We start from the raw sequence: 22,746 nt of genomic DNA on the forward strand, positions 1-22,746 counted from the left end.
CCGTCAGAACGTCGCCCGGCTGGCGGCTTTTTCCAGCAACAGGGCCGGCGGTGAGAAACGTTCGCCATATTGCTCGGCCAGGTACTGGGCACGAGCGATAAATGCCGGCAAACCGTACTGGTTGATGAACTGCAACGTCCCACCTGTCCAGGCCGCGAAACCGATGCCGAATACCGAGCCGACATTGGCATCCGGCGTCGAAGTGACGACGCCTTCTTCTACGCAGCGAACAGTTTCCAAGGCCTGGATGAACAGCAGGCGATCGCGGATATCCTGCGCGGGGATTTGCCCATCGGCTTTCTCGAAACGGCTCTTGAGCTCCGGCCAGAGATGCTTCTGCCCTTGGGCTGGATAGTCATAAAAACCGGCTCCGGCCGCCTTGCCTGGTCGTTTGTACTCATCAAGCAGCAGGTCGATCACGGCGAATGCAGGATGCTCTGTCGGCGCTTTCCCTTCTGCGTGCAGGTCTTTGGCGCTTTGAGCGCGGATATGGCTCATCAAACCGAGGGAAACTTCGTCCGAAACAGCCAGGGGCCCGACCGGCATTCCGGCTTTGCGCGCTTCGGTTTCGATCATCGGCGCACTCACGCCCTCGCCGAGCATCGCAATGCCTTCGTTGATGAAGGTGCCAAACACCCGCGAAGTGAAAAAACCGCGGCTGTCTTTGACCACGATGGGCGTCTTGTCGATCTGCCGGGCAAAATCGAAAGCCCGGGCCAGGGTTTCATCACTGGTCCCGGCCCCCTTGATGATTTCCACCAGCGGCATTTTTTCCACCGGACTGAAGAAGTGCAGCCCGATGAATCTGCTCGCGTCCGGCACCGCCTCGGCCAGGCCGGTGATGGGCAGGGTCGAGGTGTTGGAAGCGATCACCGCCTCTGGCCCCGCTGCCGCCTGGGCTGCTGACGACACTTGGGCTTTCAGGGAACGGTCTTCGAAGACGGCCTCGATGATCAGGTCGCAACCGGCCAGCTCGGCATCGTTGTCGGTAGGGTGAATCCGCGCCAGCGTGGCGTCGCGTTGTTTCTCGGTGAGTTGGCCGCGCGCGACTTTTTTGTCCAGCAACGCCGCCGAGCGTGCCTTGCCCCTCTGTGCGGCGGCCAGGTCGATGTCCTTGAGGACCACGTCTATGCCGGCCACCGCGCTGACGCAGGCGATACCGGCGCCCATCATGCCCGCACCGAGCACGCCGACTTTTTTTGTCAGATAAGGCGCAACACCCTGTGGGCGGGATCTGCCGGCCTTGATTTCGTTGAGTTGAAACCAGAAGGTGCCGATCAGGTTCTTCGCCACTTGTCCCGTGGCGAGTTCGGTGAAATAGCGCGTCTCGATCAGATGCGCCGCGTCAAACCCCACCTGCGCGCCCTCTACTGCAGCGCAGAGAATCTTTTCCGGGGCCGGCAGGCAGCCCTGGGTCTTGTTGCGCAGGATCGAAGGCGCGATCGCCAGCATCTGGGCGACCTTCGGGTCGGACGGGGTCCCGCCTGGAAGCCGATACCCCTTCACATCCCAAGGTTGGATCGCATCCGGATGGGCGAGAATCCAGGCTCGGGATTTGGCCAGCAGCTCGTTGCGATCCGCCGCCAGCTCGTCGATCAAGCCGGCCTGCAACGCCTGCTGCGGGCCAAGTCGCTTGCCCTCAAGCAGATACGGCAAAGCCTTTTCCAAACCCAGCACCCGCACCATCCGCACCACACCGCCACCGCCCGGCAGCAAGCCAAGGGTGACCTCCGGCAAGCCGATCTGCACCGATGGATGGTCCAGCGCTACGCGATGATGACACGCCAGGCAGATTTCCCAGCCGCCGCCCAAGGCCGCACCATTGATCGCCGCGACGACGGGTACACCGAGGGTTTCGAGGGCGCGCAGTTGCGCTTTCAGCCCCAGGACCATCTGATAGAACGCCTGGGCCTCGGATGGGTCGATCCTGACCAGCTCGTTCAAGTCGCCACCGGCAAAAAAGGTTTTCTTGGCCGAGGTGATGATCACCCCGGCGATCGAATCTTTTTCGGCCAACAGACGCGCCACGCAGGCGGCCATCGCCTCGCGATAGGTCGCGTTCATGGTATTGCTGCTCTGGCCCGGCATGTCCAGGGTCAGGAGAACGATCCGGTCCTGGCCGGTTTCGTAACGAATGGCTTCGGTCATGAAAAGTGTTCCTTGGTGTCGAGGGCTCAGAGGCGTTCGATGATGGTGGCGATGCCCATTCCGCCGCCGACACACAGCGTCGCCAGGCCGTAACGCAGGCGACGCGCCTCCAGCTCATCGAGCAAAGTGCCAAGAATTGCGCACCCGGTGGCACCCAGTGGGTGCCCCATGGCGATAGAACCGCCGTTGACATTCACCTTTGCGGGATCGATGGCCATGTCCTTGATGAATTTGAGCACCACCGAGGCGAAGGCTTCGTTGACCTCGAACAGATCGATGTCTTCCACCCGCAACCCGGCTTTCGCCAAGGCCTTGCGGGTGGCCGGGGCCGGGCCAGTGAGCATGATGGTCGGCTCGGTGCTGGTGACCGCAGTGGCGACGATTCGCGCCCGGGGCTCCAGGCCCAGCTCGCGGCCCTTTGCCTCGGTGCCGATCAGCATCAGCGCCGCGCCGTCGACGATGCCCGAGCTGTTGCCCGGGGTGTGCACATGATTGATTCGTTCGACATGGCTATAGACACGCAACGCCGTCGCGTCGAAACCCATCTGGCCCATCGCCTCGAAACTCGGCCGAAGCTTGCCCAGCCCTTCAAGGGTCGAGTCGCCACGGATGAATTCGTCGTGTTCCAGCAGCACGATGCCATTCTGGTCCCGCACCGCCACCAGGGATTTAGCAAACGATCCGTCGTCCCGAGCCCGAGCGGCCTTGCGCTGGGATTGCAGCGCGAAGGTATCGACCTCTTCGCGATTGAAGCCTTCCAGGGTAGCGATCAGGTCCGCGCCAATGCCCTGGGGGACAAAATGCCCCTGCAGGTTCGATTGTGGGTCCAGCGCCCACGCGCCTCCATCGCTGCCCATCGGTACCCGCGACATCGACTCCACGCCGCCGGCCACCACCAGGTCCTCGAAGCCGGAGCGCACTTTCATCGCCGCCAGGTTCACCGCCTCAAGGCCCGAGGCGCAGAAACGGTTGAGTTGCACGCCAGCCACGCTGACGTCCCAGCCTGCCACCAGGGCCGCCGTCTTGGCAATGTCGGCGCCTTGGTCGCCTACCGGAGTCACGCAGCCGAGCACGATGTCATCGACGTGACGGGTGTCCAGGTCCATGCGCTGACGCAACGCGTCGAGCAGGCCGGCGACCAGGTTCACCGGCTTGACGGTGTACAGGGCGCCATCGGCCTTGCCCTTGCCGCGGGGCGTGCGTAATGCATCGAAAATCAAAGCTTGGGTCATGACATCCTCGAACCATCATCGACGAAATGCGAACACCTCCAACCTTAAGCCCAGCGGCGCCGGATTCAATGACCCCAGCGCTCAACGGCATTGACAGCCACGCTCAGACGAACGGTAGCGTGCTATCGGGTTAACCGTTTCAGGTGAGCAAGCTGTCTAGCAAGAGGGCCGGCAAGTAGCTGGCAATAGGCCTCATGCCTGTTTAATAGCTATTAGCTTAAAACTCATACGAATTGGATCTAAGCCAACGCGGCTGCGGCCCCTAATGTAAACCCTGTACAAGAGAGTCGTCGGGTTTTGCCGAGGCGCTTGTCAGCCAGTTTCAAACAGGAAGTGCAACGCCAGCCGCCACGGAGCTACGCAGGCTGGCCTCAGGAAATAACAAAAAAGGCGGGTCAGCCATGTTCAAACACTCGAAAGTTCGTCAAGCCGGACTCATCCTCTTTGCCACTACGCTGCTGTTGATTTTGCCGAACATTACCAAGGTCATCGGCTGAATCCGGCGCGTGGTGCCATCGCCAGCAAATGCACGAGGGTCGTTGTTCAAGCGACGGTGGCTGTGCCACCCTTTGCGCTTCCCTCTCGACATGGAAGGCGATTCATTGAAAGCTCTCATTGCGATCGGGGCGCTGCTGCTCAGCACGCCTCTATTTGCCGCGCAACTCGTACTTGAACTGGGCACGCAGGCACGCACCTGGCAAACCGAGGAACTGCTCAAGCATCCTGAAGCTCGGACGGTCCGGATCAATGAAGATGTTTCCTACAAGAAACCCATGAGCTATCGCGCCGTACCCCTCACGGCGTTGTTGACTGGCATCCAGCCGGATGAGCATTTGCAGGCCGTGGCGCTGGATGGCTTTGCCGCCGAAATGCCCGCTGCACCGTTGCTCAACCAGAGTGGCGCCCGTGCGTGGCTGGCGATCGAAGACCCAGCAGCCCCCTGGCCGTCGCTGGGCGAGGGCAAGCGCAGTGCGGGGCCCTTTTACTTGGTCTGGACCGATCCCCAGGCGGGCCATATCAGCCCCGAACAGTGGCCCTACGCGCTGGCGAGCATCAAGCGCCTGTCCGCGGTGGCCGAGCGCTTCCCTGCCCTGCTGCCCGCCCCGGGCCTGGCCAAGGACGACCCGATCAATCAGGGTTTTGCGCTGTTCCAGAAAAACTGCCTGGCCTGCCACCGCCTCAACGGTGCAGGCGATGCCCAGTTCGGCCCGGACCTGAACATTCCCTTCAATCCAACCGAGTACTTCTCGGGGGATTTTCTCAAGCGTTACATACGGGATCCGCAGAGCCTGCGGCGCTGGCCTCAAGGGAAGATGCCGGGGTTCTCGGCGGCGGTGCTGCCGGATGCGGAGCTTGATTTGCTGGTGGGATATTTGAAGCATATGGCGGGACGCAAGCAGCCGTAGATGCTGAATTGCCACAAGAGCGCTACATGAAAACGGCCGACACAAAGGGTCAGCCGTTGCTGTGCTGCAAAGAGTAAGTATCAGGCCTGCAGGCGACGGATCTCCTGCTTGACGCCCCACCCTTCAATGATGCCACCCAGTGGCTCAACCACCGCCTCGAAATTCAGTTCGAAGTCGCCGATATCGTCATAAGTGGCGTACATCACCCGGCTCAGTTCCAGTGACCAGGCTCCATCTTCCCGAGCGCTGATCTGCGCATTCAACGATTCTCCCCGAAAATGACCTGCCGCCCTGCGCGCCCGTTCCTCGTCGGGAAAAATGGCGTAGAACTCGATGGGATGGAATTGGGAGAAATCGAAACCGCCTTCTTTCATGCGGCGCAACACGCTGGTGCTGACATCTTCTTGATAGGCTGTGCTCATGAAACGTCCTCCTCAGAACCGATGGATAGACTTTCCGTCTTCCCGTGCATGCAACCAGCGGTTACAAGCGATACGGCATCAAATGACCGTCGGGACACAAGCATGTAGCTGACAAGACCGGACCTTGGCGATCCTTTCGCTGATCTCGATTGCAGAGTAGCGTCAAGTCAGTGCGACTGCCAAGCGGGACCAGACAATGAATTTCATGAAATCGGTTTAATGCTGATGATCTCAATGCTGTTCTGGGTTTTCAGGCTCTTGACCGTGGGGTCGTCGGTGCGGCCCTCCAGGTCGTTGAGGTCCAGCTCTTTCGAGAGAGGTACCAGCTTTTCCTGAATCAGTTGTGCCGCTTGTTCCATCGTGGGCTCCTGGGCGTAATCAAACTGCTCGGCGATCGTTTCGCCGTGATCGTCAACGAAGGTGATTTCCCACTTTTGCATCAATGTCTCCTTGATCGATGGAATGGCCCGACTTACCTCTATCTCGACATTGGCGGCGAAACAATCGTTCCGCTGAGTTCGTTGACGGCACATAAGAAAAAACCGCCTCAAGGGCGGTTTTTCTCGGAGTGACCAGGGCTATTTTTCGGCGCGTTCTTTCAACGCTTTCAGGGTATTGAACGGCGCATCCACCACGAACTTGTTAGCCAGCCAGGACGGAACGTCGCCCCCCGGCTCGGTATGGACCTGGTAAATCACCTCGACCTGATCCGCGCCCTTGGGAGTGAATTTCCAGAAACCGTCGACTTGTGCCACTCGCACGAAACCTTTTTCTTCAGGAGCGTAAGTAGGCACGCCCTTGAGGTTGCGGGTCAGGCTGCCATCCGCGCCTTCGACGGTGGTAACTTCCAGCACGGAGTCACGCGGCGTAACCGGCCACGGCGTGTTGAATCGAGTGTAGGTCCAGCTCTTGTCGCCCTCGTGCTTGAGCAGCTTCTGGCTCTTGCATTCATGAATCCAGGCACAGGCACCCGATACGTCCTCCTGCAAGGCGCGCAACTTCGCCATGGTGGTCTTCATCACGGTCACGCCTTGGTAGGCCTTGTACTTGGAACCGCTGACTTCACTGAGTGAAACCTTGATGCCTTCCTTTTCCTTGGCAACCTGCCAATCCTCAGCCTGGGCGGTAGCCGTCGCCAGCAACACGGTCAAACCACACAACACAGCCATACGATGCAGCGAACCCATAATTGTTTTCCTTGTTTTCGAAGTTCCGATCTTGACGCATTACGCTGCCGTGACTTGCTCCCACCAACCGATCAAGCGAATGGCTTCTTCGCTGCTGTCGCCACAGACCTCGATGTCAGCCTCAAACGCCGAGCACACCGCGGGGCGATCGGCCCGACCGAATATCTGGCACAGATTGTCGACCGACAACTGCACGCAACGCTCGCCCGCCGGCTTGCCTTGAGGCATCCCCGGGATGGGTGAGCTGATGGAGGGGGCGATGCAGCAGGCGCCACAGCCCTCGCGGCATTTCATGACGAAAACGTCCTCGCGGCAGGTAATGGTTGATAACAGGACAGAGAGTAACGGCTAAAACGAACGTTTCAAATTACTGGATGGGAGTTTTTTCGTTCATGACGCGATGACCGAGCAGTCAGTGACGAGTTGCAGGCGCAATGAATGCCTACTGCTTGAATTCGAACTCCAGCGCTGCGCCTTCCACTTCGTTGCGCTCCTGGTTGCGCAACGGCAGCTGCATTTCGTTGCTCAGCAAACGTCCGTTGAGTTGGAACGGCCCAGGCTTATTACCGAACATGGGCGGCAATAACGGCTCACGCTTGGGCAGCGGCACAGTTCCCGGGGGCTTCAGCTCCTCGACCATTTCATTGGGCAAGCTCAAGTCGAGCTTCGCCGGTGGCAATCGGGTCTTGGCAATTTCGCGGGCGGATTTGCTTTTGGAGGCGACAGGCGCACGTTTTTTTCTAGTATTCGCGGCTTTCTTCGCGGGGGCTTTTTTCACCGCTGCGGGTGCCTTGCCAGGATTCTTCGTAGCGCTGGCCGCGGGTTTTTCCTGTGCCGCAGCCGCCACGACGCCTCCTGAATGGAAGGCAGTCAACAGGCCAAGCAAAACCCAGACGGCAGGGACAATGGCTTTCATTGGACTCGATGGCAGTTACGACACAAGCCCCATGCTCGCCTGTTAATCGAGCGCTGACAAGCATGTCCATCCAAGCGCTTGAATTTAAAGGAGCCCGCTCGCGGTCTCCTGGCACAGCTGGGTGGCCAACAGCCCCAGCGTCATCAGGGCCCGCTCTGCCTCGCGGTTCCAGGGTGTTCCGCAGTTCAGGCGAATGCAGTGGTTGAACTGCTCGGTGTTACTGAAGATCAGCCCCGGGGCGATGCTGATGCCCTGCTGCAGCGCCCGCACGTGCAACTCCTGGGTATTGACCCGTCCCGGCAGGCTGACCCACAGGATGAAGCCTCCGGTAGGACGGCTCATTTGCGTGCCTTCGGGAAAATATTGCTGCACAGCCAGTTGAAAGGCGCTGAGGTTCTTGCGGTACTCCTGGCGAATGTAGCGCAGGTGCCGGTCGTAGCCGCCGTTTTCCAGGTACGCCGCGATGCCCATCTGCGTGACGCTGCACGCCGAATGAGTACTGAACGTTTGCAGGCGCTGGATCTCTTGCTGGAACTTGCCGGCGATCATCCAGCCGATGCGCACACCCGGCGACAAGGTCTTGGAAAAACTCGAGCAGTAGATCACCCGATCCAGGCGGTCGTACGCCTTGAGTGCCTTGGTACGCCCCTGCTCGAACATCAGTTCGCCGTAAATGTCGTCCTCGACAATCTGAATGTCGAAATCCGACGCCAGGCGCAGCAGCTGCTTTTGCCGCTCCTCAGGCATCGTGCCGCCGAGGGGATTGCTCAGGCGCGTGGTCAGGACCAACGCCTTGATCGACCATTGGTTGGCCGCCAGCTGCAAGGCTTCAAGGCTCATACCGGTGACCGGATCGCTGGGGATCTCGATCACCTTGAGTCCCAACAGATCCGCCAACTGCAGCAAACCGTAATAGGTCGGCGACTCGGCGGCGATCAGGTCCCCCGGCCGGGTCAGCACGCGCAGCGACATTTGCAACGCATCGACGCAGCCATGGGTAATCACCACTTCGGAGGGGTCGACCACGACTCCGGCATCACGCATGCGAATCGCCACCTGGCGCCGTAACGGCTCGAAGCCGGGGCTGAACATATAGCTGAAGGCCCGCGGGCTGTGAAACCGTGTGACCTTGGCCAACTGCTGGTGCAACGCCCGCACTGGCAGATAATCGACGCTCGGCACGGCCGCGCCCAGCGGGAAGACCCCCTCACGACGCGACTCGACCAACACCTGCTGGATGATGCTGCTGCGCGTCACCAGGCCGGGGCGCTCGACCCGGGCGATGTCCGGCGTCGGCGCGGTCAAGGCCGGCGTCTGGTGCACGTAGTAACCCGACTGCGGCCGCGCCCGGATCAACCCCTGGTCTTCCAGGTTGGCATAGGCCTGCAACACAGTGGCATGGCTGACGTTGAGCTGCGAACTCATCTTGCGCACCGACGGCACGCGTTCGCCGGGCTGATATACACCGCGCCGGATATCTTCAGCCAGTTGTTGAGCAATACGTTGGTAGAGCAGGAGGTTGGTCATGACGCAGCACTCGATTTCACGGGCATTTTATTCTTGTGGGAAATATTACCGGAACAGTTTAGAAGTGTACTGGGACAGTTGCCAGATTACTTGACAGCACAGTGCAGTGACACCCCCAAACTGTACCCTTTTCTCTACGATCTCCAGGCGCAAAAAAACCCGGCGCCTTGGCAGGGGCCGGGTTTTCCAGTGACGCAACCCTTAGCGGGCGGCGCCGAGCTGGCCTTTCTCGTCGGAAAAGACGATTTCCACACGACGGTTCTGGGCCCGGCCACGCTCGGAAGCGTTGACGTCCACCGGGTATTGATCGCCGTAGCCTTCGACCTGGATGCGTTTTTCATCGATCCCCAGGTCCACCAGCACGTCCGCCACCGCCTGCGCGCGATCACGGGACAACTTGAGGTTTTCCTGCTTGCCGCCGGTGCTGTCGGTATAGCCCTCGATACGCACCACGCGCTTGGGATTGAGCTGCAGGAACTGCACGATCTTGAGCACCACGCGGTTGGCCGAGTTCTTCAGTTCCGCTTCGCCGGTGTCGAACAGCACGTCACCCAGGGTCATCACCAAGCCGCGATCAGTCTGGGTGGTGGCCATCGCCATGATCTGTTCTTCCAGCCACTTGCCTTGCTGCTGGACGCTCAGCAACTTGGATTCGCGCAAGGCCAATTGCAGGCGCTGGCGTTCCAGCTCAAGCTTCGCCGCGCGCTCTTCGTTGAGCAACTGGTTGCTGTGTTCCCGCGCGATCTCGCTGTAGCGCTGGCTCAGGTAAGCGTAATGCTGGACATCCTCGCCGCTGCCCCAATAGCTGGACAGGCGATCGGCCCGGGCCAGGGATTCGCCGGCGCGGATGACATCCTTGGGCGCGGCGCGCAGGACATTGGCGTCTTCCTTGACCTTCTGGAAGCTGGCACTGGCCTGTTCCAGCGCCGCTTCGCTACGCTGCCCGGCGCAGCCATACAAACTGGCGAGGCCCGCGAGGACCAGGCTGCCACATACATGGGACGGCTTCATTGGGCATCATCCCTCAACTGTTTGCGCAAGCGCTTGATTCGAGTATCGAGCACGTTCAACTGCTCCTGGCGCTTGAGACTGAGCACCTTCGCTTCGGCCAGGCGCGCGTCCAGCTCGGCCTGCTCGGCGCGCATGCGTGCCTTCTTGTAGGATTCGTCGGCCATGTTGCTCTTGGCGCGGGCGAATTTTTCTTCGGCGAGTTTGAGTTCAGGCACGTCATCGGTGGTGGCGCCCACCGCATGGGCCTGCTCGATGGCCTGTTCAGTCAGGCGCAGCTGTTCATTCGGCGCCGGATCGGCTGCACAACCCGCCAGAGCCAGAACGGCCAGGGCAGCGAAAAGAGGTCGAATAGTCACTAATGTTCCCTACTGTTTTGGGGCACTGACAGGTGGCTGCAACTGTGTTCTCCAACGCTCCAGATTGCGCTGCAACACAGCCTCCGTCAGGCCGGACGCGGCCAATTCTGTCATCTTTTGCGCCAGCTGTCCGCGCAACCATGGGTCGTTGCAGGCGGAGTTATGGGAAACCGCGAGGAACAATCCCGGTTTATCCACCGGTTGCGGTGCCGCCTGCAGATCATTGGCCATCCCCAATGTCTGCGCCATTGCCATGCCCGAGTAGCGTCCTGCCAAGACATATTCCACTTCACCCAGCAGCAATTTCTGAAAGGCCTGGGTCAGGTTGGGTGTCCGGATCAGGGTTAGATTCCGCTCGGCAAAGACGCTGAATCCCTGGGTCATTCGGGCCTTCTCCGACAAGGCACAGGGATGTCCGTGAAGATCCTCGGGCCGGGTGATGAGCAACGTCGAGTCCTTGCGGGTCCAGACCAGGTAATCATTTTCCAGCAAGGCCGGATGCACGTAATCGAGGCTGTCCAGCCCGTTCGTGGTCAGCGGAGCATCGGTGAGCAGGTCCATGCGCCCGCTGCGCACCTCGTCCAATGCCTGGGCACGCTTGCCGGCGTAGAGCAGCTCGATCTTGATGCCCAGCGCCTTAGCCACCTCCTCCAGCAGGTCGGCGCCAGCGCCGATCAGGTGCTTGGGGTCCTGGGGGTCTTGCCAAAGATAAGGCGGCGCATCGGGGCTGCCAGTGGCGACCAGACGCTCACATTTGCCAGCGGCGACAGACAGGCCCGGCATGCAAGCCAATGCCCACAACAACGACCAACCGGCCAAATGGCGAAGATCCATGGCGCTACGCTCCCCGGAAGCAGAAATAAAAAACCCGGCCAAAGGCCGGGCTCTTTATAAGTGAAGACGCCGGATTAGACCAGCTTCTCCAGCTCGGGGATGGCTTCGAACAGATCAGCCACCAGACCATAATCGGCCACCTGGAAGATCGGCGCTTCTTCGTCCTTGTTGATCGCAACGATCACCTTGGAGTCTTTCATGCCGGCCAGGTGCTGGATCGCGCCGGAGATACCGACGGCGATGTACAGCTGTGGCGCAACGATCTTGCCGGTCTGGCCGACCTGCATGTCGTTGGGCACAAACCCTGCGTCGACCGCGGCGCGGGAAGCGCCGACGGCAGCGCCCAGCTTGTCGGCCAGGGCGTACAGGTGCTTGAAGTTGTCACCGTTCTGCATGCCGCGACCGCCGGAAACGACGATCTTGGCAGCGGTCAGTTCAGGACGGTCGGACTTGGCCAGTTCTTCGTTGACGAAGCTGGAGATGCCTGCGTCGTGAGCAGCGCCTACCGCTTCAACGGCAGCCGAGCCACCTTCGGCGGCAACCGGGTCGAAACCGGTGGCGCGCACGGTGATGACCTTGATCGCAGCGGTCGATTGTACGGTGGCGATGGCGTTGCCAGCGTAGATCGGGCGCTTGAAAGTATCGGCGCTTTCCACCGAGATGATTTCGGAGATCTGGTCGACGTCCAGTGCGGCAGCCACGCGCGGCAGGATGTTCTTGCCGTTGGAGGTAGCGGCAGCCAGGATGTGGCTGTAGCCCTTGCCCAGCTCGGCCACCAGCGGAGCAACGTTTTCCGGCAGCTGATGTGCGTAGGCGGCGTTGTCGGCCGACAGTACTTTTGCCACGCCGGCAATTTTTGCAGCAGCTTCGGCAACGGCACTTGCGCCCTGCCCGGCCACCAGCACGTGCACATCGCCACCGATTTTGGCCGCGGCAGCAACGGTGTTCAGCGTGGCCGGAGCCAGCGCCTTGTTATCGTGTTCGGCGATTACCAAGATAGTCATAGTCAGATTACCTTCGCTTCGTTTTTCAGTTTCTCGACCAGTTCAGCCACCGACTTGACCTTGATGCCCGCGCTGCGTGCAGCCGGCGCTTCGACCTTCAGGGTCTTGTTGGTGGAGGCGGTGGAAACGCCCAAAGCATCCGGAGTCAGCACTTCAAGCGGCTTCTTCTTGGCTTTCATGATGTTTGGCAGGGACGCATAACGCGGCTCGTTCAAACGCAGGTCGGTGGTGACAATGGCCGGCAGTTTCAGGGAAACCGTCTGCGCGCCGCCGTCGATCTCGCGGGTCACGGCAACGCTGTCGCCGGACACTTCGACTTTCGAAGCGAAGGTGCCCTGGCCGTAGCCGCTCAACGCAGCAAGCATCTGGCCAGTCTGGTTGTTGTCGCTGTCGATGGCCTGTTTGCCGAGGATCACCAGCTGTGGCTGTTCCTTGTCGACAACGGCTTTCAACAGTTTGGCAACGGCCAGGGAAGTCAGCTCTTCGGCGGATTCGACGAGGATGGCGCGATCGGCACCCAGCGCCAGCGCAGTACGCAGTTGCTCCTGGGCGGTGGTCGGGCCGATGGAGACGACAACGATCTCGGTTGCCACGCCTTTCTCTTTCAGGCGTACGGCTTCTTCCACGGCGATTTCGCAGAAGGGGTTCATCGACATCTTGACGTTGGCGAGGTCGACGCCGGAGTTGTCCGCCTTGACGCGAACCTTGACGTTATAGTCGACCACTCGTTTGACAGCTACAAGAACCTTCATGGATTCCTCGTTACTCTCCGGTGAAAAGAAAGTCGCCTGGGCGAACCTGGCGGTTGATGATCATGGGCGCAAGGGCACCTCTAAAAACGCCGGCATGAACCACACATGACCTTGCTCACGGGAGTGAAGACCATTCGTCAGTGATGACCGATGAGTCATTCATTATCGCGGCGTGTAAACTGCGCGTCCGAACCGCGCACCTCGTCACTTTGTGCTGCCTTCGCCCTGTCTTTAGAGGTGCTCTTGAAACCAACAGTCAGCCTACGGCGAGCGCAAAACCGCCCGTATCTTGACCGGAACGCCTATTCCGGTCAATACGGCAAAATGGTCGTTCATAAGCCGTACGTCAGTGATTTATCTGGGCTGCGGCAATTTCAAACGAACGTTTGTATTGGACCCCAAGAGTGGTGTAGATATAATGCGCCGCTCAGAGAGAGAAGCGCGGGTCATCCATTGTCGCTTTCGTCGCTCGGCGAAGGAAATAACGGATGCAACGCCAAACCTCCAATTAGAAAAAAACTGTAGAGCCTTGAGTAGGAGATAGCCTGTGGAACGCGAATACATGGAATTCGACGTGGTCATCGTCGGTGCCGGCCCCGCTGGCCTGTCTGCCGCTTGCCGACTGAAACAGAAGGCCGCCGAAGCCGGTAAGGAAATCAGCGTCTGCGTGGTCGAAAAAGGCTCCGAAGTCGGTGCGCACATTCTCTCCGGCGCGGTGTTCGAACCGCGTGCCCTGAACGAACTGTTCCCGGACTGGAAAGAACTCGGCGCGCCATTGAACACGCCGGTCGTGCGCGATGACATTTATGTCCTGCGAAACGCCGAGGCGGCGAGCAAAATCCCCGACTTCTTTGTGCCCAAGACCATGCACAACGAAGGCAACTATATTATTTCCCTGGGCAACCTGTGCCGCTGGCTGGCCCAGCAGGCCGAGAACCTGGGCGTGGAAATCTACCCTGGCTTCGCCGCCCAGGAAGCGCTGTTCGATGAAAACGGCGTGGTTCGCGGCATCATCACCGGCGACCTGGGTGTCGACCGTGAAGGCAACCCGAAGGAAGGCCTTTACACCCCTGGCATGGAACTGCGTGGCAAGTACACGCTGTTCGCCGAAGGCTGCCGTGGTCACATCGGCAAGCAACTGATCAAGCGCTTCAACCTGGACAGCGAGGCCGACACCCAGCACTACGGCATCGGTCTGAAAGAGATCTGGGAAATCGACCCGGCCAAGCATCAGCCTGGCCTGGTGGTGCACACCGCCGGTTGGCCGCTGGACATCATGGGCACCGAAAACACCGGCGGCTCGTTCCTTTATCACCTGGAAAACAATCAGGTGGTGGTCGGTCTGATCGTCGATCTTTCCTACAGCAACACCTTTCTGTCGCCGTTCGACGAGTTCCAGCGCCTCAAGCATCACCCGGTGCTCAAGCAGTACCTGGAAGGTGGCAAGCGCGTCAGTTACGGTGCTCGCGCCATCGCCAAGGGCGGCCTGAATTCGTTGCCGAAAATGGTCTTCAAGGGCGGCGCGCTGATCGGTTGCGACCTCGGTACGTTGAACTTCGCCAAGATCAAGGGCAGCCACACCGCAATGAAGTCCGGCATGCTCGCCGCCGAAGCAGTGGCTGATCGCCTGTTCGCCGAGTCCGAAGGCGGTGACGAACTGACCGCCTATGTCGATGGCTTCAAGAGCAGCTGGCTGTACGAAGAACTTTTCGCCAGTCGCAACTTCGGCGCAGCGATCCACAAATACGGCGCGATCGTCGGCGGCGGCTTCAACTGGCTCGACCAGAACATCTTCGGCGGCAAGATTCCGTTCACCCTGCGCGATACCAAGCCGGACTATGCGTGCCTGAAACTGGCGGCCGATTGCAAGAAGATCGACTACCCGAAACCGGACGGCAAGATCAGCTTCGACAAGCTCAGTTCGGTGTTCATCTCCGGTACCAACCATGAAGAAGAACAGCCTTGCCACCTGAAGCTGACCGACCCGAGCATCCCGATCGGCAAGAACCTGCCACTGTACGACGAACCGGCCCAGCGCTACTGCCCGGCCGGCGTGTATGAAGTGATCACCAAGGAAGACGGTGAGAAGCGCTTCCAGATCAACGCCCAGAACTGCGTTCACTGCAAGACCTGCGACATCAAGGACCCTGCACAGAACATCACCTGGGTCACGCCGGAAGGCGCCGGCGGACCGACCTACCCGAACATGTAAGCCGATCCGCTGAACATCAAGGCTCCCGAATGGGGGCCTTTTTGTTGCCCGCCATCAAAAAACACCCCAGCACCATGCGTGACGGCCGTCAGACCTTGGCGCCCAGCTCCGCCGACAGCCGCGCGGTGACGCCTTTGACCAGGGGAATCAGCTCGGCCATCTTTTCCAGCGGCATGTATGGCACGGTGCTGGCGATGCTGATACCGGCGACGATACGCTTGCCGGCGTCGCGGATCGGTGCCGCCACGCAACGAATCGACGGTTCGTTGTCTTCGAGGTCGAAGGCATAGCCGCCTGCTACGTATTCCACCATTCGTTGCTGGAACTGCTCCCAGGATTGCTCCTGATGCTGGGGCCAGAACTGATTCTTCCCACCCGCCGGAAGGCTGATCTCGTACAGCCTTTTCCATTGCTCCTGGGAGTCATCGAGCATCAGTGCCTTGCCGATCCCGGTGCGCGCGAGCGGCATGCGGTGGCCCACCCGTGAGCGCATTTCCGGTCCGTTGCGGCCCGGATTTTTCAACAGGTACAGGACCTCGTCGCCCTCGCGAATCGCCAGGTGGACGGTGTCTCCGGTGAGCGCCGACAGCTCGTCCAGGTATGGCCCCGCCAGGCTCACCAACGGCAGTTCTTCCCGCGCCTGGAAACCCAGCTCGATCAGCTTCGGCCCCAGCAGATAGCCCACTTGCGGCACCACGCGCAGATAACGCTCGTCCACCAGGCAACTGGCGAGGCGATGGGTGGTGCTGCGAGTGGTGCCGATCAGCCGGGCGATTTCCTTCAAGTCACGGGCGCCGCTGGCGACCGCCTGGACGACGCCCAGGCCACGCAGCAATGTCTGGGTGCCTGTAGGCGCGGCGTCCTTGGTGATTTTTGGATCGTCTTGCTGCATATCCGGCCTTTCACAGTGAGCAGGGGAACGGGCGGCATTATGGTCGCCCGCCCCTCGGGACTACAACTCGATGCGCTCGACTTTCCCGACCAGCAGGATGTAGGACAGCGCGCCAATCAACGCCAGAACGGCGATGTAGGTGATGGCCGGGGCAAACGAATCGCCGCTGGCGAGAAAACCAATGACGATCGGCGTGGCGATGGCCGCCAGGTTGCCGATGAAATTGAACACCCCACCGGTCAATCCCAACAGCCGTGCCGGCGCCAAAGTCGATACCAGCGACCAGGTGATCGACGCCAGGCCGTTGCCGAAAAAGGCCAGGGCCAGGAATGCAATCACCAGCGGCGTCGACTCGACGAAATTGGCGCCGATGATTGCCGTGGAAATCAACAGACCACCAATAATCGGCAGCTTGCGCGCGAACCCCACCGTGGCGCCGCGACGGATCAGCCAGTCGGAAAAGAACCCGGAACACAACACGCCGACAAACGCCGCGAGGAACGGCAGCGACGCCAGCAAGCCGGATTTGATGAAATCCATGCCGCGATATTTCACCAGGTAGGTCGGAAACCACGTCAGGAAGAACCACAGCGTGGAGTTGAGGCAGAACTGGCCCAGGTAAATCCCCCAGAGCTTGCGCTGGGTCAGGACTATCCCAAGGTCGGTCCAGCTGAATTTCGCCTTGGCCTTGGCCGTCTCGGCCTGGATATCCACCAGCCCGCCCCCTTCGCGGATCAGTTCGATTTCAGCGGCGTTGGCGCCTTTGAAATCCCGCGGCTCGCGATACACCGCGTACCAGATCACCGCCCAGAGAATGCCGACGGCACCGGTCACCACGAACACCATGTGCCAGCCGAAGGCATGCTGCAGCCAGGCCAGGACCGGCGTCAGGAATGCCAGGCCGACAAATTGCCCGGACGTATAAAAACCGATTGCCGTGGCCCGTTCACGCTCGGGAAACCAAGTGGTAACCACGCGGCTGTTGATTGGATAAGCCGGCGCCTCCAGGGCGCCGACGGCCATGCGCAGGACAAACAGCGCGATGAAGCTGGCAGCGAAACCGAGCATCACCGTGGCCACCGACCACAGCAGCAACGCCACGCTGTAGAGAATGCGTGGCGGCACGCGGTCCACCAGCCAGCCACCGGGAATTTGCATGGCGGCGTAGGTCCAGCCGAACGCCGAGAAAATCAGCCCGACATGGATCGGATCGATCCCCAGTTCGCTGGTCAGTGCGGGGGCGGCAATCGAGAGGTTGCTGCGGTCCAGGTAATTGATCACCACGGTGATGAACAGCAGGACCATGATGAAAAAACGCTTGCGGCTGGGCGTCACCAACGACGCCTGCGCGCTCAGGGTGTGCGCTTGCATGTGAGGTGCCTCTTTTTATGTTTATTGAGGGTGAAACTCTTGAGCGGTCACGTCACTACCGTGGCGAGGGAGCTTGCTCCCGCTGGGCTGCGTAGCAGCCCCTGGGTTTATGAGTTGATGCTTGTGCGACTGCTGCGCAGCCGAGCGGGAGCAAGCTCCCTCGCCACGGGGGAAAGTGGGCGGCCAGGCATTCACCACTCGGCAAAACTGCCATCGGCATGGCGCCAGATCGGGTTGCGCCAGCGGTGGCCGATGGCCGCGCGCTCGATGACGTATTCCTCGTTGATCTCGATGCCCAGGCCCGGGCCGTTGGGGATCTTCACGAAGCCTTTGTCATAGTCGAACACCTGCGGATCCTTGATGTAATCCAGCAAGTCGTTGCTCTCGTTGTAATGGATACCCAGGCTCTGCTCCTGGATGAACGCGTTGTAGCAAACCGCGTCCAACTGCAGGCACGCCGCCAGCGCGATCGGGCCCAGCGGGCAGTGCAACGCCAGCGCCACGTCATAGGCCTCGGCCATGTTGGCGATCTTGCGGGTTTCGGTGATGCCGCCGGCGTGGGAGGCATCCGGCTGGATGATGTCCACGTAGCCTTCGCTGAGCACCCGCTTGAAGTCCCAGCGCGAGAACAACCGTTCGCCCAAGGCGATCGGCGTGCTGGTCAGGGGTGCCAGTTCCTTGAGCGCTTCGTAGTTTTCGCTGAGCACCGGCTCCTCGATGAACATCAACTTGTAAGGGTCGAGCTCCTTCATCAGCACCTTGGCCATCGGCTTGTGCACGCGGCCATGGAAGTCCACGCCGATGCCGACGTTCGGCCCGACCGCATCGCGCACCGCCGCCACGTTGGCCAGGGCCAGGTCGACTTTTTCAAACGTGTCGAGAAATTGCAGCTCCTCGGTGCCGTTCATCTTCACCGCAGTGAAGCCCCGTGCAACGGCTTCCTTCGCCGCTCGGGCGGTGTCCGCCGGGCGGTCGCCGCCGATCCACGAATACACACGGATCTTGTCGCGCACCTGGCCACCCAGCAGATCGCTGACCGACACGCCCAAGGCCTTGCCCTTGATGTCCCACAACGCCTGATCGATACCGGCCAGCGCGCTCATGTGAATGGCACCACCGCGGTAGAAACCGCCGCGATAGAGCACGGTCCAGATGTCCTCGATGTTGCGTGGGTCTTTGCCGATCAGGTAGTCGGACAATTCCTCGACGGCGGCCGCCACTGTGTGGGCACGGCCTTCGACCACCGGCTCGCCCCAACCCGTCACGCCCTCGTCGGTCTCGACCTTGAGGAAGCACCAGCGCGGCGGAACGATAAAGGTGGTCAACTTGGTGATTTTCATCTTCTTGTCTCTCTTGTCGGATGCAGCGCGCGGGGCGCTGGGAAAGTCTTCAGCTCAAAGCGTTCCATGCGGCCACGTAGGCCTTGGCGCGCACCGCCACTTCGTCCACTGTCAGGCCCGGCTTGAACAGCCCGGAACCGAGGCCGAAACCCTTGACGCCAGCCTCGATGAACACCGCCATGTTGTCCGGCGTGATCCCGCCCACCGGCACCAGCACGGTCCCGGACGGCAACACCGCAAGCCAGGCCTTCACCACTGCCGGGCCCATCTGCTCGGCGGGAAACATCTTCAACACATGAGCACCCTCGGCCAGCGCGGCGAAGGCTTCGGTGGGCGTGGCGACGCCGGGCGACAGGTACAGGCCCGCCGCTTTCGCCGCGCGCAGCACCTTTGGATCGCTGTGGGGCATGACGATCACCTGGCCGCCAGCCGCTTTCACCTGCTCGACCTGCTCCGGTGTGAGCACGGTGCCGGCACCGATCAGGCAATCGGCGGGCAACGTGCTGCGCAGGATGCGGATACTTTCGTACGGCTCAGGAGAATTGAGCGGTACTTCGATGACGCGAAATCCGGCGTCATAAAGGACTTCGCCGATAGCGGCCGCCTCTTCGGGACGTAGGCCGCGCAAGATCGCGATCAGCCCGTTTTGCGCCAGTGCTTGGGTGAGCATTTCAGGTCTCCAGTGAGGTTTAGCGCGATGCGGTGGAATCGAGCAGCCCGGCCGCCACGGCCAGTTGCCACAGCCCGCGTTCGGTGGCCTGTTCGGCCAAGGTCACGCGGGCGAACCCGCAGGCGTCGAGAGCCCGTTGATAGCGGGCACATAGTTGAGAGTTGCCGATCAGCACCACCGTTGGCAGATGCACGCTGTTGCGTCGCTGCCGCTGCACGGCGGCCAGGGCGGTCAGTTCATGGCCGATGAGCAGGCCGGAAAGATAGTCGGCCTGGGCGCTGGCACCGAGTTCGCCGGTCAAGCCCAGGCTGCGGGCGCTGAATACCGTGGACAGCGGGCCGATCTGGCCGTCTACCGACAGCGCTACCTGCACGCCACGATCAAACGCCGCGCCGTCGAACGCCACACCGCGTTGCTGGGTGCGGCCGAGAATGCTGTGGTCACTGAGCACGGCGAAGATCTCGCCAGTCATGAAGGTGTCGAAATGCACGATGCAGCCATCGGCCACTTCCACCCATTTCGAATGGCTGCCCGGCAGGCCGATCAGCACCGCTTCGTTCGGCAGGCTGGCCAACGCACCGAGCACCTGGGTTTCTTCGCCGCGCATGACATTGGGCAGCCGGGAACGTTGGATCACTCCCGGCACAATGTGCACATTGACTCCGCGAAGACTGCGGATGACCTGTAGGGAATGTCCGAGGTTGGCGACGTTTGCCGGCGTGTCGCAGTAAGGCGCTTCACGCCAGCCCTGGGCGCTGCCGACCATGCCACAAGCGATGACGGGCAAACCTGGCTGCGCATCGAGCCAGTCGCCGCAGGCTTCATCGAAGGCCAGTTCGAAACCGTTGTTGCACGCCTGGCCGGCGACCGTGCGCGGCCCGGACGGCAACTGCATGATCCCCGACGACAGCGAACGCTGTTCGAGCACCTCGCCTCCAGCGGCAAGTTTGTAAGCTCGTAATGAGGTGGTACCCCAATCGAGCGCTATCAATTGCGCCTGCATCCGCTTCACCTGTTTTGTTTATTGGCAGTGAGTGAAGCGGACTATAAACCCGGGCGCTGGAAAATCTCAATATATAAATATCACTCCCATATATTGGGATATAAAAGCGTCCCGCAAAACCATCGCTATCTGCATGAGACCCTGCTACGTTTTTTGACCGGACGCCAAACATCAGGGACAAAAAATGGAACACTCACTGAAGATCCTCGGCCGCACCTCTTCGATCAACGTCAGAAAAGTACTCTGGACCTGTCAGGAACTGGACATCCCTTACGAACGCGAAGATTGGGGTATCGGCTTTGCGTCGACCCATGACCCGGCATTCCTGGCCCTCAACCCCAACGCCCAAGTGCCGGTGATCATTGATGAGAACGGCGTGCTCTGGGAGTCGAACACTATCTGCCGCTACCTGGTGGGCAAGCATGGGCGCGACGACCTGTTACCCATAGAACCTGCCGCCCGCGCGCGCGTCGAGCAGTGGATGGACTGGCAAGCCACGGAGCTCAATCCGTCGTGGGGGGATGCATTTTATGGGTTGGTGCGCAAACATCCGGATTTCCAGGACCCGCAGCTCATCGCTGCCGGGGTTAAAGGCTGGAACGAGAAAATGGGGTTGCTCGAGCATCAGTTGAATCACACCGGCGCCTACGTGGCCGGTGCGAAATTTTCCCTGGCGGACGTGCTTATCGGCCTGTCCGCGCACCGCTGGCGCCAGACGCCCATGGAGCGTCCGGACTATCCAGCCGTGGCCGCTTATTGCAAGCGGCTCGAACAGCGTCCCGGATTTGCCGAGTACGCGTCCAGCGCCTACTCGTAAGCCTCAATTGCCGTTGGCGAAATCCCGCAGTACCTTGCCATCCATGCGGTAGCGCACCCATTCTTCCTGGGGCTGCGCGCCAAGGGATTTGTAGAACTCGATGGCCGGGGTGTTCCAATCCAGGACGCTCCACTCGAAGCGACCGCAGTCGTTGTCGCAGGCGATCTTCGCCAGATGCCGCAACAACGTCTTGCCCGCCCCGCCGCCGCGTTGTTCGGGAGTGATATAGAGGTCTTCGAGGTACAGGCAATTGCTGCCCAGCCAAGTGGAGTAACTGAAGAAAAACACTGCGAAACCGATCGGCACGCCATCGCGCAGGCACATCAACCCATGGGCGGTTGCGCCTTCGCTGAACAGGCTGCGCTCGATATCGGCAACGCTGGCGATGACTTCGTGGCGGGCTTTTTCGTAATCGGCAAGCTCAGTGATGAAGGCAAGGATTTGCGGCGCATCGCTGGGTTGCGCAGGACGGATCTCGATCGACATGAACGGGCCTTGTAGCCAAATGAAAGCACCATACTAAGCCGCTGCGCGGCGCTCGTCACATCTTCTGAAGACAACTTTCACAGTACCGTCCGTCGCCCTCAAGGCACCATCCCCGCTCCAGCGCGGCCAAAAATCAGGCAAGCATTCCTAAAATGGAGGCTACACCATGATCAGATCCAGGCTGACTGCGTTCACATTTGCCGCTTTGTTGTCCTCGGCGGCTTTCGCAGCCACGACTTCAGGGACCGGCCCGACCGATCCGGTACAGGCACCGAATTCGCCCGCCACCCAAGGCTTGCCCAAGCTGAATACCGACGGCACCGGCGGCACCTTGAACAATGGCCAGCCGCCCGCCACGGGCACCGATCCACGGGTCCAGGGTAATGACACCGGTCGCCAGGGCGGCATGAACACCCCGGACTCCACCGCTCCGGATAACGCCGACACCGGCGTGGGTTCGAAAACCACCACCGGCGGTTCCGGTTCGGAAGGTGGTGCCAACCAATAGCCTGGCTCGCAGGTGGCTCTGCTCACACACCAGAGGAGGAACAGTCCATGCCTCGTGGAAGCAAAGACAAATACACCGACAAGCAAAAGCGCAAGGCCGAGCACATCGAAGAGAGTTATGAGCAAAAAGGCGTGCCGGAGGGCAAGGCCGAAGCTCGGGCCTGGGCGACGGTCAACAAGCAGTCCGGGGGTGGCGAACGCTCCGGTGGGTCCGGCAAGAAAAAACCCGCCGAGGCCAAGCAATCGGACCGCAAGGAATCGGCCCGGCGCGCCGTCAAGTCGCGTGAAGGCCATCCGCGCACCAGCAACGCCTCCCATGAGGCTCAGACGGTGGACAGCCTGATGAAGGAAGCCCGGGCGAAAAACATTCCCGGACGCTCGAAGATGCGCAAGCAGGAGTTGGTCGAGGCGTTGCGCAAGGCCGGGTAATTGTTGGCGTCAGCAAGAACGCCTTCGCGAGCAGGCTCGCTCCCACAGGGATCTGCGGCGTGCCGTTGTTTATATGCCGGGCACAAAAACCTGTGGGAGCGAGCCTGCTCGCGAAAGCGGTGGGTCAGCTAAGGAAGTGTTGGATGTGCTGATGCCTTCGCGAGCAGGCTCGCTCCCACACTGGTTCTGTGCTGTGCCACGGTAATGAGGCCTGGCACGCAACC

General features: G+C 60.7%; 24 protein-coding genes. 5 read left to right on the forward strand and 19 right to left on the reverse strand.

Annotation, left to right across the window (positions count from 1 at the left end):
- Positions 1-3 precede the first annotated feature (3 nt).
- Positions 4-2,148 carry a 3-hydroxyacyl-CoA dehydrogenase NAD-binding domain-containing protein gene (locus J3P84_RS18960; protein WP_434625117.1) on the reverse strand — a complete coding sequence of 715 codons (2,145 nt, stop codon included), beginning with the start codon at positions 2,146-2,148 and terminating at the stop codon, positions 4-6.
- A gap of 26 nt (positions 2,149-2,174) precedes the next feature.
- A complete protein-coding gene (locus J3P84_RS18965) occupies positions 2,175-3,380 on the reverse strand; it encodes an acetyl-CoA C-acetyltransferase (RefSeq protein ID WP_434625119.1) in 1,206 nt (401 codons plus the stop codon).
- A 587-nt stretch (positions 3,381-3,967) separates the two neighbouring features.
- On the opposite strand from J3P84_RS18965, the gene J3P84_RS18970 reads away from it, so the two are divergent.
- A complete protein-coding gene (locus J3P84_RS18970; protein WP_434631429.1) occupies positions 3,968-4,786 on the forward strand; it encodes a c-type cytochrome in 819 nt (272 codons plus the stop codon).
- Positions 4,787-4,866: 80 nt separating this feature from the next.
- Here J3P84_RS18970 and J3P84_RS18975 read toward each other — a convergent pair whose 3' ends face one another.
- From J3P84_RS18975 to J3P84_RS19025, 11 genes are all read right to left on the reverse strand, one after another.
- A complete protein-coding gene (locus J3P84_RS18975) occupies positions 4,867-5,208 on the reverse strand; it encodes a ribonuclease E inhibitor RraB (RefSeq protein ID WP_434569327.1) in 342 nt (113 codons plus the stop codon).
- Between the two features lie 203 nt (positions 5,209-5,411).
- The gene (locus tag J3P84_RS18980; RefSeq protein ID WP_434625121.1) at positions 5,412-5,648 is read right to left on the reverse strand and encodes a hypothetical protein; all 237 of its coding nucleotides are present in this window, start codon (positions 5,646-5,648) and stop codon (positions 5,412-5,414) included.
- Positions 5,649-5,786: 138 nt separating this feature from the next.
- On the reverse strand, positions 5,787-6,395 hold the full coding sequence (locus J3P84_RS18985; RefSeq protein WP_434625123.1) for an START domain-containing protein: 609 nt from the start codon (positions 6,393-6,395) through the stop codon (positions 5,787-5,789).
- A 39-nt stretch (positions 6,396-6,434) separates the two neighbouring features.
- Positions 6,435-6,689 (reverse strand): YkgJ family cysteine cluster protein, encoded by a 255-nt coding sequence (locus J3P84_RS18990; RefSeq protein ID WP_434603288.1) that lies wholly within the window; start codon positions 6,687-6,689, stop codon positions 6,435-6,437.
- A 148-nt stretch (positions 6,690-6,837) separates the two neighbouring features.
- Positions 6,838-7,311, reverse strand: coding sequence for a translation initiation factor 2 (locus J3P84_RS18995; protein ID WP_434625126.1), 474 nt, complete (start codon positions 7,309-7,311; stop codon positions 6,838-6,840).
- An 84-nt stretch (positions 7,312-7,395) separates the two neighbouring features.
- Positions 7,396-8,838, reverse strand: coding sequence for a PLP-dependent aminotransferase family protein (locus tag J3P84_RS19000; protein ID WP_305496026.1), 1,443 nt, complete (start codon positions 8,836-8,838; stop codon positions 7,396-7,398).
- A gap of 201 nt (positions 8,839-9,039) precedes the next feature.
- The gene (locus J3P84_RS19005; RefSeq protein WP_434569332.1) at positions 9,040-9,849 is read right to left on the reverse strand and encodes an OmpA family protein; all 810 of its coding nucleotides are present in this window, start codon (positions 9,847-9,849) and stop codon (positions 9,040-9,042) included.
- Entirely contained in the window at positions 9,846-10,205 is a 360-nt protein-coding gene (locus J3P84_RS19010) for a DUF4398 domain-containing protein (RefSeq protein ID WP_434625128.1), read from the reverse strand. The genes J3P84_RS19005 and J3P84_RS19010 overlap by 4 nt, the downstream gene beginning before the upstream one ends.
- A 9-nt stretch (positions 10,206-10,214) precedes the next feature.
- Entirely contained in the window at positions 10,215-11,039 is an 825-nt protein-coding gene (locus J3P84_RS19015) for a substrate-binding periplasmic protein (RefSeq protein ID WP_434625130.1), read from the reverse strand.
- 74 nt (positions 11,040-11,113) lie between these two features.
- The gene (locus tag J3P84_RS19020) at positions 11,114-12,043 is read right to left on the reverse strand and encodes an electron transfer flavoprotein subunit alpha/FixB family protein (RefSeq protein ID WP_053123770.1); all 930 of its coding nucleotides are present in this window, start codon (positions 12,041-12,043) and stop codon (positions 11,114-11,116) included.
- Positions 12,044-12,045: 2 nt separating this feature from the next.
- A complete protein-coding gene (locus J3P84_RS19025; protein WP_024776877.1) occupies positions 12,046-12,795 on the reverse strand; it encodes an electron transfer flavoprotein subunit beta/FixA family protein in 750 nt (249 codons plus the stop codon).
- Positions 12,796-13,342: 547 nt separating this feature from the next.
- Between J3P84_RS19025 and J3P84_RS19030 the strand changes: the two genes are divergently transcribed.
- Entirely contained in the window at positions 13,343-15,007 is a 1,665-nt protein-coding gene (locus tag J3P84_RS19030; RefSeq protein ID WP_434625132.1) for an electron transfer flavoprotein-ubiquinone oxidoreductase, read from the forward strand.
- 88 nt (positions 15,008-15,095) lie between these two features.
- Here the strand turns inward: J3P84_RS19030 and J3P84_RS19035 are convergent, their stop codons facing one another.
- From J3P84_RS19035 to J3P84_RS19055, 5 genes are all read right to left on the reverse strand, one after another.
- Positions 15,096-15,899, reverse strand: coding sequence for an IclR family transcriptional regulator (locus J3P84_RS19035; RefSeq protein WP_013693986.1), 804 nt, complete (start codon positions 15,897-15,899; stop codon positions 15,096-15,098).
- A gap of 60 nt (positions 15,900-15,959) precedes the next feature.
- Positions 15,960-17,270: an MFS transporter gene (locus tag J3P84_RS19040; protein ID WP_305496032.1), complete on the reverse strand. Its 1,311-nt coding sequence runs from the start codon at positions 17,268-17,270 to the stop codon at positions 15,960-15,962.
- Between the two features lie 191 nt (positions 17,271-17,461).
- The gene (dgoD, locus tag J3P84_RS19045; protein ID WP_003179439.1) at positions 17,462-18,610 is read right to left on the reverse strand and encodes a galactonate dehydratase; all 1,149 of its coding nucleotides are present in this window, start codon (positions 18,608-18,610) and stop codon (positions 17,462-17,464) included.
- Between the two features lie 49 nt (positions 18,611-18,659).
- Entirely contained in the window at positions 18,660-19,280 is a 621-nt protein-coding gene (locus J3P84_RS19050) for a 2-dehydro-3-deoxy-6-phosphogalactonate aldolase (protein WP_434625135.1), read from the reverse strand.
- A 19-nt stretch (positions 19,281-19,299) separates the two neighbouring features.
- Entirely contained in the window at positions 19,300-20,283 is a 984-nt protein-coding gene (locus J3P84_RS19055) for a 2-dehydro-3-deoxygalactonokinase (protein ID WP_434625137.1), read from the reverse strand.
- A 184-nt stretch (positions 20,284-20,467) separates the two neighbouring features.
- On the opposite strand from J3P84_RS19055, the gene J3P84_RS19060 reads away from it, so the two are divergent.
- Positions 20,468-21,100, forward strand: a complete 633-nt coding sequence (locus tag J3P84_RS19060; RefSeq protein ID WP_434625139.1) for a glutathione S-transferase family protein — start codon at positions 20,468-20,470, stop codon at positions 21,098-21,100.
- A 3-nt stretch (positions 21,101-21,103) separates the two neighbouring features.
- Here J3P84_RS19060 and J3P84_RS19065 read toward each other — a convergent pair whose 3' ends face one another.
- The gene (locus tag J3P84_RS19065) at positions 21,104-21,586 is read right to left on the reverse strand and encodes a GNAT family N-acetyltransferase (protein WP_305496036.1); all 483 of its coding nucleotides are present in this window, start codon (positions 21,584-21,586) and stop codon (positions 21,104-21,106) included.
- Positions 21,587-21,752: 166 nt separating this feature from the next.
- Here J3P84_RS19065 and J3P84_RS19070 point away from each other — a divergent pair, with 166 nt between their 5' ends.
- Positions 21,753-22,094, forward strand: a complete 342-nt coding sequence (locus J3P84_RS19070) for a hypothetical protein (protein ID WP_434625141.1) — start codon at positions 21,753-21,755, stop codon at positions 22,092-22,094.
- A 47-nt stretch (positions 22,095-22,141) separates the two neighbouring features.
- Positions 22,142-22,522, forward strand: a complete 381-nt coding sequence (locus J3P84_RS19075; protein WP_434625143.1) for a Rho termination factor N-terminal domain-containing protein — start codon at positions 22,142-22,144, stop codon at positions 22,520-22,522.
- The last annotated feature ends 224 nt before the right edge of the window (positions 22,523-22,746 follow it).

Source organism: Pseudomonas sp. Z1-29, from assembly GCF_051131995.1.
In the GTDB taxonomy this organism is placed as follows: Bacteria; Pseudomonadota; Gammaproteobacteria; order Pseudomonadales; family Pseudomonadaceae; genus Aquipseudomonas.